Consider the following 16,897-nt stretch of genomic DNA (forward strand, 5'->3'; position numbering starts at 1 on the left):
GTTTAATGTATAGGATCCACAAGCTCTTTTTTGTATTATTTTCCATGAGCCGAGCGTGTAAAAATTTCTATTTATAATTGTATGTGTACTTTCGCATATTACATAGAGAAACTACAAGGTAATGAGGGTAGACAATGATAAAATTAATGATTTTAGTCTTTATGCTTATTAGTTTTTTTGTGCATCCCCAAAAGATGAAAGCAGAAGAAAACCTTACGTACTTTCCGGTAAGCGACACAGGAAAAGTATTAAAGTGGAAACGTGTAGAAACCTTACTGCCGAAGGGGCAAAAATTTAAAGTGATCGATGTAGAAACCGGTTTTTACTTTTATGTGCAGCGAAGAGCAGGTTCTCACCATGCAGATGTTCAGCCGCTTACACGTCAAGATACGAAAGTAATGAAGCACTTATATAATGGAAAATGGAGCTGGAACCGAAGAGCTGTTCTTATTCCATTTAAAGGCCAAATGCTTGCAGCTTCCATGAATGGAATGCCTCATGGAGCCGGTGCGCTTGACAACGGATTCCCCGGTCATTTTTGCATTCATTTTGCAGGAAGTACGACTCACAAGTCTCAAAATGTGGATCCAGGTCATCAGTTAATGGTATTAAAAGCAGGAGGCAAGCTTGATGAATATGCATTAAAAGCTGAGCCGGCAGAAGTCGTCAATATGTTTTTAACCGGATTAAAGCAAGATGACGATGCCTTAATGCAGCCGGTTTTGCGCGTAAAGCAAGAGCATAAGCTATGGGCAAAGCTGCATAGTATCTCCACCATTTATTATAAAACGGACTTATTTCATGCAAAAAAGTATAAAACAAAAGAGAAAATCTCCGTAGATTGCCTTATTTATTACGAAAATAAAGGGGCTCACAAGACAACGATGGTTTTTACTTTAAAAAGAAATCCGTTAACAAACGGGTGGGAAATTTCTTCTCTTACACTGTAATGAACCATTATTTTTTAAAAACACATCTGACAGAAAACAGATGTGTTTTTAATCATTTGTTTAGCTCTTTAGCCGTTTGCAATGTTATAGTGAAAAACATACTTACATACGATAGAAAAGAATTAAAAAGGGTATAAGTAATAATATTACTCTTTCTACAAAGAACTTTACAGCACGAAAGGAGAGGGTGTTTATTTTTTCATATTGGTTTAGTCGCTTAGTCGCTGCAGATCCTGGACGAAAAAGGCTCAAAACAGCTTCTAAAGCTACAATCAGTGTCATTACAGCGGTCGTTATTATGCTGATTGTATTAAAAGCAGCGGGAAGCTCTCAAATTACCGCTGCTATTTTATCCGGCGTAATCGGCCTGATGGGTATATTGGTTGTAAATGATGAAACAACAAAAGCAAAAAAAGTGACAACCGTCTTAGTAGCACTTTCTAGCGCCGTTTCTCTTGGAATTGGCTCGTTTTTATCACGATATGGACAAGCAGAAAATGTTTTTCTCGTTCTATTGGTGTTTTTGTCTTTTTATTTACAGAAATTTGGTATTCGCTACTTCTCTCTGTCGATGGTAGCATTTATGTCGTTTTATTTTGCTGCTATTTTACACGTTACATTTTCTCAGCTGCCGTGGCTGTTAGCTGGCGTTATAGTAGGAGCCTGCTGTGCATTTATCTATAATTTTGTTATTTTTAAAGACCGGCCTTCCAACGTGCTAAGGTCTTCAATGAAATCCTTTCATATTCAAGTAAATTTGGTGCTTGATTTAATTATTGAGTTAATTCAAAAGAAACAAATTGAACCAGCTCAAATCAAACAGTATAACCGCAATATTAAAAAACTAGCGGAGTATGCCCGTGTAGCATCAGAAGAGCTTGGAAATACAGATCCTCACGACATATGGCCTGGCGTAACAGCTGAGCAAATGCGCCTTTATGTATTTGATACAGTGATGCTGCTGCAGACATATTCTCCGGCGATCCGAAAACTCAGTGAATTAAAGGCATTTAATCATTTTGATATTCAGCAGGTGCTGTTAAAGCTAGTGGAATCGATTCGCGAAGCAGAGGTATTAAATGAAAATCCTACTCATTCCTTAACGGATGCAGCTCAGCATTTGCAAGAGCTGCGCCAAAAATTAAGCGAACTCGAACCTCAAGACGAAAGATATAAAGACTGGCTTTACTTAATACGCCGTATCGAAACGATATCAAATCACGTCATTGATGAAGCGTATGAGCTGCAGCAAGCAATTGTGAAACAAGAAAAACAGCCTCAAAAAGAAGCGGAAGAACAAGAAGACGAAGAGGATAATGATGAAGAAAAAGGATTAAAACCGTCTACGAAAAAGTCTATTCAAGCGGTCATCACTGCTGTTGCGACATTAATATTTGGCTCGTTTTTATCTCCATCGCATCAATATTGGGCGCTTTTAGCAGGCTATTTAGTTCTTCTCGGTACAGAAACGATAGGAAGTACGTTTGTAAAAGCCGTGCAGCGAAGCGTAGGCACGCTTTTAGGAGCAGCTGTCGGCTTTATTGTCGCAAGCTACGTTTCCCCTGGAATACTTGAAGTAACGCTGCTCTTTATCTGTGTGTTTATGGCTTTTTATTTCTTTCCCATTACGTATTCGTTTATGAGTTTTTGGATTACGATGATGCTGGCCTTTATGTATGACATGCTTCTTGGCGGAATTTCAGAGAGTTTATTGCTGGCCCGCGTGTTAGATACGGTCGTAGGAGTTGGAATCGGTTTAGCCGTAGCTGCTCTCGTGTTTCCTAAAAGAACAAGAGATAAAATAACCGACACTTCAGTAGAATACGTAGCGGCTTTAAAAGAATTTGTTCACACCTATTTACATCGTTTTACGAAGCAGTACGCATTTGCCAATTTAGCTGATAAAGGAATGGAATTAGAAAAAAAGCTAAAACAGCTTCATGTCGATTCAGATCCTATTATCAAAGGTTTCGTTGGCCGTTCACGTCTTCAGCAATTTTTGACCGTTTTTACCGCCATTAATTATTACGCCAAGCATTTGGTAGCTTCTTCTACTAGAAACGAAGCTTTTTATAAGGAAGCAGAATTCCATGGCGTAGTAAAGGAAGTGGAAGAGAAAGTGGCAAGCAACTTCACTCAGCTTGAAAAAGCATTACGAGGAGAAAGAGGAACGTATGTATACACGCTTGAAGATGTAAGACAAAAGATTGAACAATCTTTAGATTATTTTGATACGTCCGTTCAATCAAGAAACTTACAGCATCTTCAGCTGCTGCATAACATTTATTACGTATGGAAAATCAATCAATCGGTTGTTCACTTAGCCAAAGATCTAGGAGCAGAAGAAATAAGTAATGAAAGCTAAAAACCAGCGAATACCTCGCTGGTTTTTTAGTCTGATGAGTAAGGAGACGTATCTTTTCTAATCGTTCTCCACGTTGTTTTAAGACCGGCATAGCTTCCAATTGCGGCGTATCCATAAAAATATCCCATAAACAATCCGGCAATAATATGATGAGGGTGACTGATAAATACTGAAAAAAGCACGCCCACAGCTAAAGCGATAGTCGGAACATACTGCTTTTTAGGATGAAAAAGCCATTTGATGAGCTGCGTCACGATTAATACGACAGGAACGCCAATGACTGCGTCCCAAAAGTTTGTATGAATTGTTGGGAAATCCATGTTTAAGCACCTCGTTAAATGTGTTGGATGTAAGATTATCTATGCTGTTTTACCTAAGAACACTTCAATTAGAGTTATGAGGGGCTCCAGGTGGATAATAATAAGGGGGAATTTTGAGCCATCCTTTTTGCTGCATTAGAATTTTTATTTTTGATCCTAATATGACCTTTTCAGTGTGGAATTTCAACCACATTAATCCAATATCGGTTCTAATAGATTGTCCCATATTCGTGCTGCACATGACGATATTAGAGGCAATTTTTATAGATATTAAGTTAGCGATTTCAGAATCCGTGGCTTTTGCTCCTAATGGAATACTGTTAGGGTCGGATTTCGGTTTGGTAGCCGGTATTTCAGGAAGGGGAATTCCTTCTTTAATCATTAATTTTTTTAGTGTATCAATCTGAGATTCAGCCAGGTTTTTTGAGTCTTGAGCAAGCTTAAGCAATTCACTGTTGGTTGTTGTATTAAGACAAGTTTCTAAGGCAGGTATTTCTTCCGCTAAAGCAGTAAAATACAGCCAGCATCCCATAGTCTCACCGATATGTGGGCGAGGGGGCGGATCATCTGTAGAAGAGTTCTTTATATAATCAAGTAGTGTCTCAATGACGTTAATCATAACTTTTCACCCTTTATATAGTTTATGCATCTTCATTATTACCTTCAGCAGAAAAGGATAAACACAGCTAAGAAATGTTACATATAAAATTGATTATGATGAGTGGAAGAAAAAGCATCCCATTCAGCAATTTATAATAGTGATGGTACAAACATCCAAAGGTATAAAAATTGTTGAAATGCTTAATAAATAGGTTGGTGCTAGAAGATAAAGTCAATAGAAAAAAATCTCCTTGCTCATCAAGGAGATTTTTTATCTTGAGTATTATACAGTTTTTCTCCGATACTCTCTCCATAAAGAAGTTAGCTCTTCTGACCAATATTTATAATCAAATACCGTTATATTTTTACTGGGCATAAAAACGTTTAACAGCCAATTAACCCTTAATTTGTCTCTGACGCCTATCGTTTTATCATTTTTACAGCAGCCTTCATCACAAGGTTTATCGTGTATCTTGTAAGGAATATTTTTAACGACTAATCCATTTTTCACACGCTTTGTGTACTCAATTCCTATAATCAAATATATCACTCCTCACAGTAACTCTTATCTTCATAATAATATGTAAGGATGACTTCTTTAATGAAAGGGGAAAAAGGGCAGAAGACAAAAATAAAAAAGCCCTGCCGTAGGGCTTTTAGATTAAGCAACTTTTGATGCAACCACGATTACTTTGCCGTGATCTAATTCTTCTTCATAGCGTTCAGCTTCCGGCTGTGATAGGCCTAATGAACGCATTTTGGCACGAAGCTCGTCTCCTCGAGAACGAAATACATTCGCAATCGCATCAAAAACACCTTGTTCAGAAAGGCCGATATTGTTTGTATTTGTTGCAGCTGTTAAATCCTCGGAGCGATCTTGATGGTGTGCAAGTAAATAAACTTCGTCTTTTGTAAATCCTTCACGCAAAAATTGTTCGATTGTATCTTTTGCCTGTACGCCATTTTCAACTACTTTTACATTTACCATTTCAAAAAACCTCCTTGTATGATAGACAACTTTCTAGAATATGTTTAGTAATGAAGAGAAGTTTAAGTAACTTATCTCCTTGCTTTGTGTATACACGTTATTGGAATAGATAAAACCTATTTCATAAAATTGAGTTAAAAAGTCTAACATAGGAGAAGAGGAAACAGCGCGGTTATCTTTGAGGAGAATCTGGCGGACAATAAGCAGAAGAAGGCTTTAGCCAGCCTTTTTCCTGCATCTTTTTTTTGACCTTTTAAGGTACAGTACAAACTGCAAAAAGCCTAGATCTTAAACAGCTAAGATCCAGGCTTTTTGCATACATAAAAATAGAGAAATTTAAGATGAAAGACGTTCTTTTTGTTTTTCATAAACAGAAGTAGACTCGTTCCATGTATATCGACCATCTTGTAATTGAATGGTTGCGCTGAATGGACAGTCTATTGACGTTTCTGCGTCATCTAAACTACTTTCAAGTAAACGTTTTTTAAATCGAAGCAAATCTTCTTTTGAAGCAACTCGAAAAACCATTTCTAACGTAAGATCATCGTCCATCGCATTGTGTAATTGACTAATACTTTTGCGGAATTCTTTATTATATTGAAGCATAATTTTAATATCTGCTACGCAAGCAACACCAAACACATCTTTCACAACAGACTCAACCGTTAACTGAGTTGTGGAAGCATATGTTGAGATATTACGCTGTGGATTTTCTAAATAATAAATCGTTTCTACAGGATGTCTCGTGATAAGCACCTCTTTCCTATTCTTAAGTATACAGGAAAAAAGAATGGAATGGGGAAAGATTTTTAGGAAAGGAGTCCTGACATACATAAAAAGATTGTTTGTGATAGGAAAGAGGGTTATAAATTGATGGCTTTTCGCTTATCATTTTTGCTATATCCTTAAATCGACGAATTCTGTGCAACATCCCTTAAGATTTGATAAAATAAAATCCTACGTCTTAATTCCTTCTAACTTACTTCCTCAACTACTATTTCTACTTATTTTAAAGGAGGACACTATTTTGCAATTTGAACACGCTTTAACACATTTACAGTCCTATTTTGGCTATGATTCATTTCGAAAAGGACAGGAAGAGTCGATTCGTTATGTTTTAGAAGGACACAATACCGCTTGTATTATGCCGACAGGAGGAGGAAAATCACTTTGTTATCAGATTCCTTCGTTGCTTTTAGAAGGAACAACACTGGTTATTTCTCCGTTGATTTCTCTCATGAAAGACCAAGTGGACACGCTGAACGCAGCTGGTATTCCGGCCACGTATATTAACAGCTCGCTGACGCACACGGAGGTACAGCAGCGCTTAGAAGAAGTGGCGCTTGGCGAATATAAGCTACTTTATGTAGCGCCGGAACGACTGGAGTCTCCGCAGTTTTTAGAACAGCTTCAAATGCTTCCTATTCCGCTTGTAGCGGTAGATGAAGCGCACTGTATTTCACAGTGGGGCCATGATTTTAGACCGAGTTATTTGCGTATCAATGAACTCATCAGCAAGCTGTCTAATGCGCCGATCGTGATGGGGCTGACGGCTACTGCGACGCCTCAAGTGCGTGAAGATATTTGCCGAGCTCTTCATATTAACGAAGAGTACACGGTGATGACTGGTTTTGAACGTGAAAATTTATCGTTCGCTGTGGTAAAAGGTCAGGATCGAATTAGTTACATCGATCAGTATATCCGTAAAAATGACCAAGAAGCAGGGATTATCTATGCAGCTACGCGTAAAGATGTGGAAGAGCTTCACGCTAGGTTGCAAAAATCAGGAGTTAACGTGTCAAAATACCATGCTGGTATGAACACAAACAGCCGTGATGAAGAGCAGAACCGTTTTCTTCAAGATGATGTCCAGGTAATGATAGCCACGTCTGCCTTCGGAATGGGGATCGATAAATCCAATATTCGCTTTGTTCTTCACTATCAGCTTCCGAAAAATATGGAAAGTTATTATCAAGAAGCAGGACGTGCTGGTCGTGATGGACTTCCAAGTGAGTGTATCGTGCTTTATTCACCTCAAGATATTCGCGTGCAGCGCTTTTTGATTGAACAGTCAACGTCGAATCCTAAAAAGCAGATTCAAGATCTTGAAAAGCTGCAAAGTATGGTGAACTACTGTCATACAGAAGGATGCTTGCAGGCGTATATTCTTCATTATTTTGGAGAAAGTGAAGCGCATGAGTGCGGCCGCTGCAGCAACTGTACAGATGATCGCGTGGAAATAGACGTAACGGTTGATACGCAAAAAGTGTTGTCTTGTATGATTCGTATGGGCGAACGTTTCGGTAAAATGATGATTGCTCAAGTGTTAACGGGCTCTAGAAATAAAAAAGTAGTTGATTTTGGTTTTGATAAACTGAAAACGTACGGCGTCATGAGCGACCGGTCGGCTAAAGAAGTGAGCGATTTTATCGAGTATTTGATTTCAGAGCAGTTTATTTTAGTAGGACAAGGGTCATTTCCTACTTTATCCGTAGCGGCCAAAGGAAAAGGCGTGCTTCTTGGTACGGAAAAAGTAATGAGAAAAGAACAAATGGAAGTGAAGCAAATTGTCCAAGACGACGAGTTGTTTGCTCATTTGCGCTCCGTTCGAAAGCAGCTAGCAGACGAAGCCGGCGTGCCTCCTTTTGTCATTTTCTCAGACGATACTCTTCATGATATGTGTGCAAAACTTCCGGTAACTATTGAACAGTTCGCCACTGTAAATGGAGTGGGAGAACAAAAACAAGAGCGATACGGAGAACGATTCACGACTGAAATCAAACAGTTTTGTGAAGAACATCCAGACCGAAAGCGAGAAGTTTCAGCGCCTGCTCCGAAAAAAGCAAGAGCTTCATCAAAAGAAGGCTCTCACTTAATGACGTATGAGCTATTTCAACAAGGGAAATCGTTAGATGAAATTGCTGAAGAACGTGAACTGAGCCGCATTACCATTGAAAATCATTTGTTTAAATGCGCGGAAGAAGAAAAAGAAATTGACTGGGCTCCTTTTCTTTCAGAGGAGGACGAACAGCTTATTTTAGAAGCTGCTTCCTCAGTAGGCGATGAAAAGTTAAAACCAATCAAAGAAGAATTACCTGAAAACATTACTTATTTTATGATTAAAGTAGCACTGTTTAAACAAAAAATGAAGCAGCTGTCTTAAACAAAAAGCTCCTATTAAAGGAGCTTTTTGTGTTGAATAAGCGAGTTTACTGATAAAATAGAAGGTATAAATATTTGAAAAATCAGATCAAATAAAAAGGGGTACTGCACTGAGATGATTGAACGAGAGCTTGAAGCTATTTTGCATGCTTCTAACGACAATATCGTCATCACTGATGAAAAAGGGTGTATTTTACGAGCGAGTCAAAACTGCCGTGATATATACGGGTATGACGTGTCAGAGTTAGTCGGACAAACCGTATACGAATTGCAAGACCGTGGGATCTTTTCACCTTCCGTTACGATTGAAGTGTTAAAGAAAAAGAAAGAAGTACAGCTGATGCAACAAACAGAAACGGGTAAAGTTGTAATGGCAACCGGTATTCCCGTGTATGATGAACATCAGTGTATGAAAAGAGTCATCAGCTTTTCGCATGATTTAACAGAGCTTCAGCGCTTAAAAGAAGATTATGAGCAGCTCGAAGTGAAAATGAAAACATATCAGCTAGAAGTGGAAGAGCTTCGTGAACAGCAGTCGAATGATATGGTCATACGAAGTGAATCGATGAAAAAGGTATGGTCGATTATTAATCGTGTGGCAGACAGCGATGCAACGGTTGTGCTGCTAGGTGAATCGGGTGTTGGTAAAACGGCTTTTGCCCGCGCTTTACACTATGGAAGTGAACGAAAAGAAGAGCCGTTTATTGAAATCAATTGCGGAGCCATTCCAGCTAGTTTGTTTGAATCTGAAATGTTTGGATACGAAGCAGGCTCTTTTACAGGTGCCAGTACAAAAGGGAAAATAGGAAAGTTTGAATTAGCTCATAACGGTACGCTTTTTTTAGATGAAATAGGAGAGCTGCCTCTTGATATGCAAGTGAAGCTGTTAAAAGTGCTACAAGAAAAAACAGTCACCAAAATTGGAAGTGAACGAGCCAAACACGTAAACTTCAGGCTGATTGTAGCCACAAATCAGCCGCTTGAAAAAATGGTCAAAAAAGGAACGTTTCGTGAAGATTTGTTTTATCGTTTACACGTTATTCCGATTACCATTCCGCCGCTTCGCGAGCGAAAAGAAGACATCGCGGCACTGCTTTATCACGTGTTACATAAACAAAATGAAAAATATAGCATGAAGAAATTTTTTCACGCAGAAGCATTAAATCTGCTTCTTGAACATCCGTGGCCCGGAAATGTGCGCGAACTTGAAAATACAGTTGAACGCCTTGTGTTAACAACGGATGAAAACAGCATCTCGCCTCAAGACCTCCCGTTTTATTCAGAAAATAGCATCAGTGAAAAAGAAGAATGGGAGCCTCTGGACACGTTAACCTCTCAAGGAATGACGCTTCAGCAAGCACTTGCAGAAGTAGAGAAAAACTGGCTAATTCGCGCTCATCGTCAGTGTCAAACAACGTATGAAATGGCAAATGCACTAGGAATCAGTCAGCCTACGGTCGTAAGACGTTTACGAAAGTACAATATAAAATAATGAAATTTTAATTCAAAATGAATTAGCTGATTCAATACTGAATCAGTTTTTTTGTTTTGATTCTATTATGAATTAAAAATCGTCCATAATTGCGCGGAATAAGGCGATAAAAATTGGCATGCATTTTGCATTAATAAAAAGTATCTAAATAAAAAGCGTCAGTATTTAAAATAATGATGCGGCGCTAATGAATGAAACCCACTAGGAGGAATAAATTATGCCAAAATATCAGCCGAAAAATTCATTTGAATCTCCGCGTTTTTGTGGACCTCGAACGTTTATGAGACTTCCGTATGTAGAACAAGTAAATTCAGAGATGGATTTTATTGTAACGGGTATTCCATTTGATTCAGGTCAATCTTTTCGAACAGGAGCACGTTTTGGGCCGGAAGCTATTCGAGATTTCTCCATTTTGCTTCGTCCGTATAACCCAGAACAAAAGATTAATATTTTTGATTACATCTCAGGCGTGGACTACGGCGATTTATCAGTGGTTCCCGGGTATATTTTAGAAACGTATAAAAAAATTGAAGAAGGGCTAGCACCGGTTGTGAATGAAGGAATTATTCCTATCTCACTGGGCGGTGATCATTCGATGACCCTTGGTGAACTTCGTGCTATCGCGAAAAAGCACGGACCGGTAGCACTTATCCAGTTTGATGCTCATTCTGATACGTGGGATAGTTATTTTGAACAGAAATACAATCACGGTACGGTATTCAGACGAGCAATTGAAGAAGGGTTAATCGACGTGTCGCGCTCGATTCAAATTGGTATGCGAGGCGGTCTGTACGGCATTGAAGATTTAGAAGATGCAAAGAACTTAGGTCTAGCTCTGTATACGACAAATGAATATAAAAAGCTTGGCGTTGAAAGAATGCTAGACATTATTCATGAGCGTGTAGGGGAAGGACCCGTATTTTTATCGTTTGACATTGACTTTTTAGATCCAGTTTACGCGCCGGGAACAGGAACGCCTGAAGTCTCAGGTGCAAGTATTGACGATGCGCTTCAATTCGTTCGAGGCTTAACAAATATTGATTTTGTCGGTTTTGATTTAGTAGAAGTACTGCCAGCTTATGATCATGGCCAAATTACAGCAGCGGCGGCCGCTAATATGGTCTATGAATTTATTACCCTTATTGCGTTAAGAAAAAAAGCAAAAGAAGAAGAAGCGCTGTTAGTGAAAGCACGCGACTGAATATAAGCAAGACGGTAAAAGTGGGAAGGTACTAGTATCTTCCCATTTTTATATAAGAGTTCTCTATGAGGGGTGTTTGACTATGAACGGGCAAGTAAATGTAAAAATAGATAAGAAACAAGCAAAACCATGTAAAAGAGAAATAATCAACCCAGCGACCAATAAGATTATAGCGGAAGTGTTTGATTCGTCGCTTCAACAAGTAGAGGAAGCGGTAGGTAAAGCAAAACAGGCTTTTGAACAAAGTGAATGGAAGAAAAATAAATCACTGCGTGTAGAGGTGCTTACGAAACTAGCAGACTTATTAGAAAATGAAGCGAGTATATTCGCTGAAACAGAAACATTGAATACTGGCAAACCGATAAAAGAAGCGCAGTTAGATATTGAAGATACAATTAATTGTTTAAGATATTACGCACATTTAATAAAAGAAAATCAGCCGTGGACAAAGAACATGTTCGACGACACAAACAGTAAAATCATTCAAGAACCTATTGGGGTATGCGCGCTAATCGTTCCTTGGAATTTTCCTTTGCTGCTTGGCATGTGGAAGCTGGCTCCTGCATTAGCAGCTGGAAATACGGTGGTGTTTAAGCCGTCAGAATTAACGCCGCTTTCTTTTTTAAACTTAGCTTCACTATGTAAAAAAGCTGGTATACCAGAAGGCGTGTTTAATTTACTTACAGGAGACGGTGAAGTGGGAAGTGCCCTTGTTGAACACAAAGACGTAGCCAAAGTCTCTTTTACAGGAGGATCAGAAACAGGCAAACGTATTTATCAACAGTGTGCAAAAGAGATGAAAAGAGTTTCGCTTGAACTGGGAGGGAAATCTCCGCTTCTTATTTTTGAAGATAGCGAAATTAATATTGCAGTAGACTGGACAATGTTTGGCTCATTTTTTAACCAAGGACAAGTGTGTGTAGCTTCATCGCGTATACTCGTACACGAATCTATTTATAAGCCGTTTCTTTCTGCTCTTACGGAAGCTGTTGCTGCTATAAAAATTGGTAATCCGTTAAGAGAAGAAACGGAGATGGGTCCGGTTATTAGCAAGGAGCATCTGAATAAAATACAGAGTTTTATTAAGCTAGGTCAAGAAGAAGGTGCGAATTTATTAACAGGAGGAACGTTAATTGACTGCGAAGGTGGAAACTATATAACGCCAGCGGTGCTCGTTGACGTGGAGCAGCATATGAAAGTCGTCCAAGAAGAAATATTTGGTCCCGTCATTACCGTTCAATCTTTTTCAAGTGAAGAAGAAGCCATAGCCCTTGCTAACGGCACAAAATTTGGTTTAGCTGCAGGGATTTTAACGAATGATTTAATGAAAGCAGAGCGAGTTGCTGAACATCTTCAAGCGGGAACGATTTGGATCAACGGCTACCATACGCCTCATATTGAAACGGCGTGGGGCGGTTTTAAAGAAAGCGGCATTGGCCGGGCGTTAGGCCCATCAGGATTAGCTGCTTTTACTGAAATAAAACATGTGAATACAAATTCCAAGCTAGCTCGAGCCAATTGGTATCAATAAAAGTGAAAGGTGGAAAAGGGATGACAACAAAAAGTGGTCTCGCCCATGATGATGTGCAGCCGATTGCAATGAATAAAAGAAGTATGGGCTTCTTCTCTACATTTTCCATGTGGATAGGAGCCAATGTGGTAGTAACGACCGTTTTTACGGGAATGCTGTTTGTACCCGATATGACCTTTTTAAAGGCATTATTTGTGATTGTGCTTGGCTCTTTAGTTGGTGCCATACCGCTCGTGCTGATGGGGAATATCGGAACTCGAACCGGTCTTCCAACCATGGTTTTGATGAGACCTGCTTTTGGACAAAGAGGGGCTATGCTTCCTGCTGCTGTTAATCTTATTACATTAATAGGATGGGCATGGATTCAAGCCTACATGGCAGGGCTAAGTTTAAATCATGCCGTCACCTTTTTGACCGGTTACAGCAATATCAATCTATTTACGATTCTTACTCAAGTACTAGTAGTAGCTATTTCTATATACGGACACAAAGGTATTGAAGCAACGGAAAAGTTAGTAGCTACGCTAATGGTCATTTTAGCAACCGTTGTGTTTAGCTATTTGTTTATCGAATTTGATGCAGCAAAATTAATTCAAATGAAAGCAAGCGAAAATCCTGGTATTACAGGAATGTTAGCTTTTGATATTGTAGTAGCTACAGCTTTTACGTGGATTCCTATTGTTTGCGATTATAATCGAAACTGTAAATCTGAAAAAACGGGCATTGCGGGAACGTATTTAGGCTATAACGTTGCGACTTTGATTGCGATGGGATTAGGCGCAACGGTTTCCGGCTTTTCAATTCTCGGAAATATGACGCAAACGTATGACCCAGTAAATTTAATTGGCGCATATAGTCCGCTGTTGGGATTAGTAGCAGCCATCGTCATTTTTTTATCGGTGTTGTCAACCAACGTAATGGTACTATATAGCGCAACAATGTCTTATTTGTCTATTTTTCCAAAGCAGCGCTTTTGGATACCGGCACTAACAGTGGGAGTTGTCACAGTCCTAGGTTCTTTATTAAAAGAGTGGTTAATGACAAATTTTCAAAGCTTTTTGCTTATGATCGGCGTCTTATTTATTCCTATTATTGCGATTGTTCTTGTTGATTACTATATCATTCGCCGAAAACACTATGACATTTCAGCTATTTTAGATAAGGAAAATAAAATATATTGGTATACAAAAGGATTTAACCTTCATGTGTATCTATCATACGTAGTGGGGGCTGTATTTGCCTACTATTTTACGTACGTTCACCCGCTAGCCACAGGAGCAACAATCTTAGCTTTTTTATTTACAGGTGTTTTACACGTATTGTTCACCAAGCTTTCACAGCTCTCCATCACTTACTCAAAGGGAATCGACAAAAATGCTTGATAGATATTTAAAAAAGACTGAATTATCTAAAATATATTGAAAGCTCCTGTTTAAAGGAGCTTTTTGTCTTGAAAATAGGTGAGGAATAAGCAAAAGCATGGGGAAGAGAAGTTCTTAATCTAAGTGGTAACAATGTATTTGATTCTATAAGGGGTCTTTTCTATAATAAATGTAGGAAAACTTTCCAAAGGAGAATTTTATGCTCGAATTAGAGGCTATTCAAAGCAGGGCCATTGAAAAAACTAAGCATACATTGCTACAGGATATAAAAAGCGTATTAGGTGAACAAGAAGAATGTCCGGATTTAGAGACGTATTTAACAGACAGGCACTCTTTTATTAAAAAAGCCTGGGGGACTGCGTGGAGAAAAATAGTTGTTTCTTCTGTATCTAAGAAAAACAGAAGATCGTATTTAACAGAAAGAGGCTTTGAGATAAAAGGATATAAACCCCAAGCTATCGATAAGTTATTTGCTAAAGAAACGAGAAAAGGTATAGAATTTGATGCTTTTTCTTGGTTAGAAAAGCAGTACGGAAAGGGTAATAAAGCAGAGTGGCTATCTCTATACGGAGAAGCAAGAGTTGAATTTGCCAAAAAAGAAGAAGAAAGAAAAGAGAAAGAAAGACAGCAAAGTATTAATGATCGAAAAGCCAGATATCAATTACAGTTAAATTTAGAAGCAGCTCCTATTTTGGAAGTAAACAAAGAGCTGTATTACCTACATATAAGAGAAAAGCTTTCACAACAGCTATTAAAAGACATTGAAACAAACTCAAAGTATATTGAAAACTATGCGCCGCATACTGAGCTTGAAGATGAATTAATAGAAAACGGTGATTTAACACGTCATGATTATGAAACGGTTCATGACTTTTTTCAAGAGCTCACCGGGAACGTAAGCTCAGAATTAGACAGATATTCAACGATTATATTGTTTGAAACGTATGAAGATGTATACGAGGTATTTATCACCGATAAAATTTATGAAATCATTCCAACTATGATTATGGATGACCTTCCTGCTTCATTTAAAGAAGAGTATAAATCTTATACAAATGATTCGGTAACACGAATGGATATTATAAAAGCACTCAGAAGTGATTTATCGGATTTGGTCTATGAATATAAAAGAATGCTTGTAGAAGAAAAGCTTTCCGATGTACTGGAAGTTTCAGATCACAATTTAACAATCGAAGAACATCAAGAGAGATACACACAGCAGCTGGAAGAAAGACGATTACAACAAGAACGTGAACGTGAAGAAAAGAAAAAGCTGATTGAAGAAGAACAGCGACAGTTAAATTATATTTTTGGTGCAGAATACGAAATGGATCCAAGAAAAGAAACGGAATACATTCTTCATCTCGGTGATACAAACACAGGAAAAACGTATACAGCATTAAAGTCCTTAAAGAAAGCTGCTTCAGGTAGCTACTTAGCGCCGCTTCGCCTGTTAGCTTTAGAAGTCTTTGAAAAGCTGAACAAAGACGGAGTTGCTTGTTCGTTAAAAACAGGTGAAGAAGAAAAGGTTGTTGAAGATGCTCAGCACATGGCCGGCACCGTAGAAATGTTTAGTGAATTAGAACATGGCGATGTAACCGTAATTGATGAAGCACAGATGATTCAAGACCGAGATCGGGGGTTTTCATGGTATAAAGCCATAACCCGAGCTAATGCCAAACAAGTTCATGTGATCGGAAGTTTAAGCATTCGAAGTATGTTAGAAGAGATGTTAGACGGTGTAATCTCAGAAATTCATGAGTACGAAAGAGATATACCTTTAAAAGTAGATCTTCGAAATTTCAAAATTGAACAAGTGAAACCCGCAGATGCTTTAATTGTTTTCTCGCGTAAAAAGGTGCTCCAGACAGCAGCTAAGCTAGAAAAAGATGGTCACAAAGTGAGCGTGATTTATGGAAGTATGCCGCCTGAAACAAGAAGAAAACAAATTGAGCAGTTCATTAATAGAGAAACAACTGTCATTGTGTCTACAGATGCGATCGGAATGGGGTTAAATCTTCCAATTAGACGAATTGTTCTTTTAGAAAACATGAAATTTGATGGGCAAAAACGGAGGTTGCTGACTTCTCAAGAGTTAAAGCAAATTGCAGGTCGTGCTGGAAGAAAGGGTCTCTATAATGTGGGAGAAGTTGCATTCGCTAAAGATGCAAAGCAAATGAGAGAACTGTTATTTTCAGCAGACGAGCAAATTAGCAAATTTTCAATTGCGCCTACTTCAGATATGCTAAGAAGATTTAAAGAATATCATCATGACCTCGGAACGTTTTTTGACATGTGGGCTAAATTTAAAAATCCAAAAGGTACACAAAAATCAAACTTGGCACAAGAACGTGAGCTTTATGAGGAAGTGAAAGACACGCTGATTGAGGCGAAAATGCCAATTGTTGATTTATACGGCTACTTGCAGCTGCCGTTTTCAGCAAAAGAAAGCTCTTTGAAAAAGCAGTGGGTGGCTAGCATGAATGCAATTGTTAACAGAGAAGAGTTACCTGAACCAAGGATAATAGAAGGTTCACTGGAAAAATTAGAGCTGTCTTATAAGGCGATTGGCCTGCATCTTTTATTTTTATATCGAATGGATAGAAGACCGGAAGCTATTTACTGGGAGCGTGTCCGAGAAGAGCTTACAGATAAAATCCATAACGTATTAAGAAAAGATATGAAAAAATTTAAAAGAACGTGCAGTGCTTGTTCTAAAGACCTTCCTTGGAATCATGATCATGCGATATGCGATTCGTGTTTTCATAAAAGGTTCCGCAGAAGACATGGGGACGACGATTTTAATTACTAAGATGTAGTGATAAAAAAAGAGGCTTGTATGAACGTATGTTAGTTAAAGGAAGATCCGACCGAGTTCGATTCTCGATTGAGAATCCAATTCGTTC

The 16,897-nt window shown here is 38.5% G+C and carries 13 protein-coding genes; 8 read left to right on the forward strand and 5 right to left on the reverse strand.

Annotated elements, in window-relative coordinates:
* Positions 1-134: 134 nt before the first annotated feature.
* Both NST66_RS09825 and NST66_RS09830 read left to right on the forward strand, forming a co-directional pair.
* Positions 135-950, forward strand: a complete 816-nt coding sequence (locus NST66_RS09825) for a hypothetical protein (protein WP_033578922.1) — start codon at positions 135-137, stop codon at positions 948-950.
* A 187-nt stretch (positions 951-1,137) separates the two neighbouring features.
* Positions 1,138-3,315, forward strand: coding sequence for an FUSC family protein (locus NST66_RS09830; protein ID WP_033578923.1), 2,178 nt, complete (start codon positions 1,138-1,140; stop codon positions 3,313-3,315).
* A gap of 26 nt (positions 3,316-3,341) precedes the next feature.
* Here the strand turns inward: NST66_RS09830 and NST66_RS09835 are convergent, their stop codons facing one another.
* The 5 genes from NST66_RS09835 to NST66_RS09855 form a co-directional block, all read right to left on the reverse strand.
* Positions 3,342-3,635 (reverse strand): hypothetical protein, encoded by a 294-nt coding sequence (locus NST66_RS09835; RefSeq protein ID WP_025752303.1) that lies wholly within the window; start codon positions 3,633-3,635, stop codon positions 3,342-3,344.
* Positions 3,636-3,699: 64 nt separating this feature from the next.
* Positions 3,700-4,254: a DUF3231 family protein gene (locus NST66_RS09840; RefSeq protein WP_033578924.1), complete on the reverse strand. Its 555-nt coding sequence runs from the start codon at positions 4,252-4,254 to the stop codon at positions 3,700-3,702.
* Between the two features lie 264 nt (positions 4,255-4,518).
* Positions 4,519-4,776 carry a hypothetical protein gene (locus NST66_RS09845; protein ID WP_028413424.1) on the reverse strand — a complete coding sequence of 86 codons (258 nt, stop codon included), beginning with the start codon at positions 4,774-4,776 and terminating at the stop codon, positions 4,519-4,521.
* Between the two features lie 120 nt (positions 4,777-4,896).
* The gene (locus NST66_RS09850) at positions 4,897-5,223 is read right to left on the reverse strand and encodes a general stress protein (RefSeq protein WP_013056955.1); all 327 of its coding nucleotides are present in this window, start codon (positions 5,221-5,223) and stop codon (positions 4,897-4,899) included.
* Positions 5,224-5,559: 336 nt separating this feature from the next.
* Positions 5,560-5,979: a hypothetical protein gene (locus NST66_RS09855; protein ID WP_033578925.1), complete on the reverse strand. Its 420-nt coding sequence runs from the start codon at positions 5,977-5,979 to the stop codon at positions 5,560-5,562.
* A gap of 271 nt (positions 5,980-6,250) precedes the next feature.
* On the opposite strand from NST66_RS09855, the gene recQ reads away from it, so the two are divergent.
* The 6 genes from recQ to NST66_RS09885 all read left to right on the forward strand — a co-directional run bounded on the left by recQ (position 6,251) and on the right by NST66_RS09885 (position 16,803).
* A complete protein-coding gene (recQ, locus tag NST66_RS09860; RefSeq protein ID WP_049164445.1) occupies positions 6,251-8,386 on the forward strand; it encodes a DNA helicase RecQ in 2,136 nt (711 codons plus the stop codon).
* A 114-nt stretch (positions 8,387-8,500) separates the two neighbouring features.
* The gene (locus NST66_RS09865; RefSeq protein ID WP_033578927.1) at positions 8,501-9,877 is read left to right on the forward strand and encodes a sigma-54 interaction domain-containing protein; all 1,377 of its coding nucleotides are present in this window, start codon (positions 8,501-8,503) and stop codon (positions 9,875-9,877) included.
* Positions 9,878-10,094: 217 nt separating this feature from the next.
* The gene (gene speB / locus NST66_RS09870; protein WP_098626385.1) at positions 10,095-11,078 is read left to right on the forward strand and encodes an agmatinase; all 984 of its coding nucleotides are present in this window, start codon (positions 10,095-10,097) and stop codon (positions 11,076-11,078) included.
* A gap of 82 nt (positions 11,079-11,160) precedes the next feature.
* Positions 11,161-12,609, forward strand: a complete 1,449-nt coding sequence (locus tag NST66_RS09875) for an aldehyde dehydrogenase family protein (RefSeq protein ID WP_033578929.1) — start codon at positions 11,161-11,163, stop codon at positions 12,607-12,609.
* Between the two features lie 20 nt (positions 12,610-12,629).
* Positions 12,630-13,991, forward strand: coding sequence for a purine-cytosine permease family protein (locus NST66_RS09880; RefSeq protein ID WP_340843290.1), 1,362 nt, complete (start codon positions 12,630-12,632; stop codon positions 13,989-13,991).
* Between the two features lie 199 nt (positions 13,992-14,190).
* Positions 14,191-16,803, forward strand: coding sequence for a helicase-related protein (locus tag NST66_RS09885; RefSeq protein ID WP_340843291.1), 2,613 nt, complete (start codon positions 14,191-14,193; stop codon positions 16,801-16,803).
* The last annotated feature ends 94 nt before the right edge of the window (positions 16,804-16,897 follow it).

Source organism: Priestia sp. FSL W8-0524 (assembly GCF_038005965.1).
GTDB lineage: Bacteria > Bacillota > Bacilli > Bacillales > Bacillaceae_H > Priestia > Priestia zanthoxyli.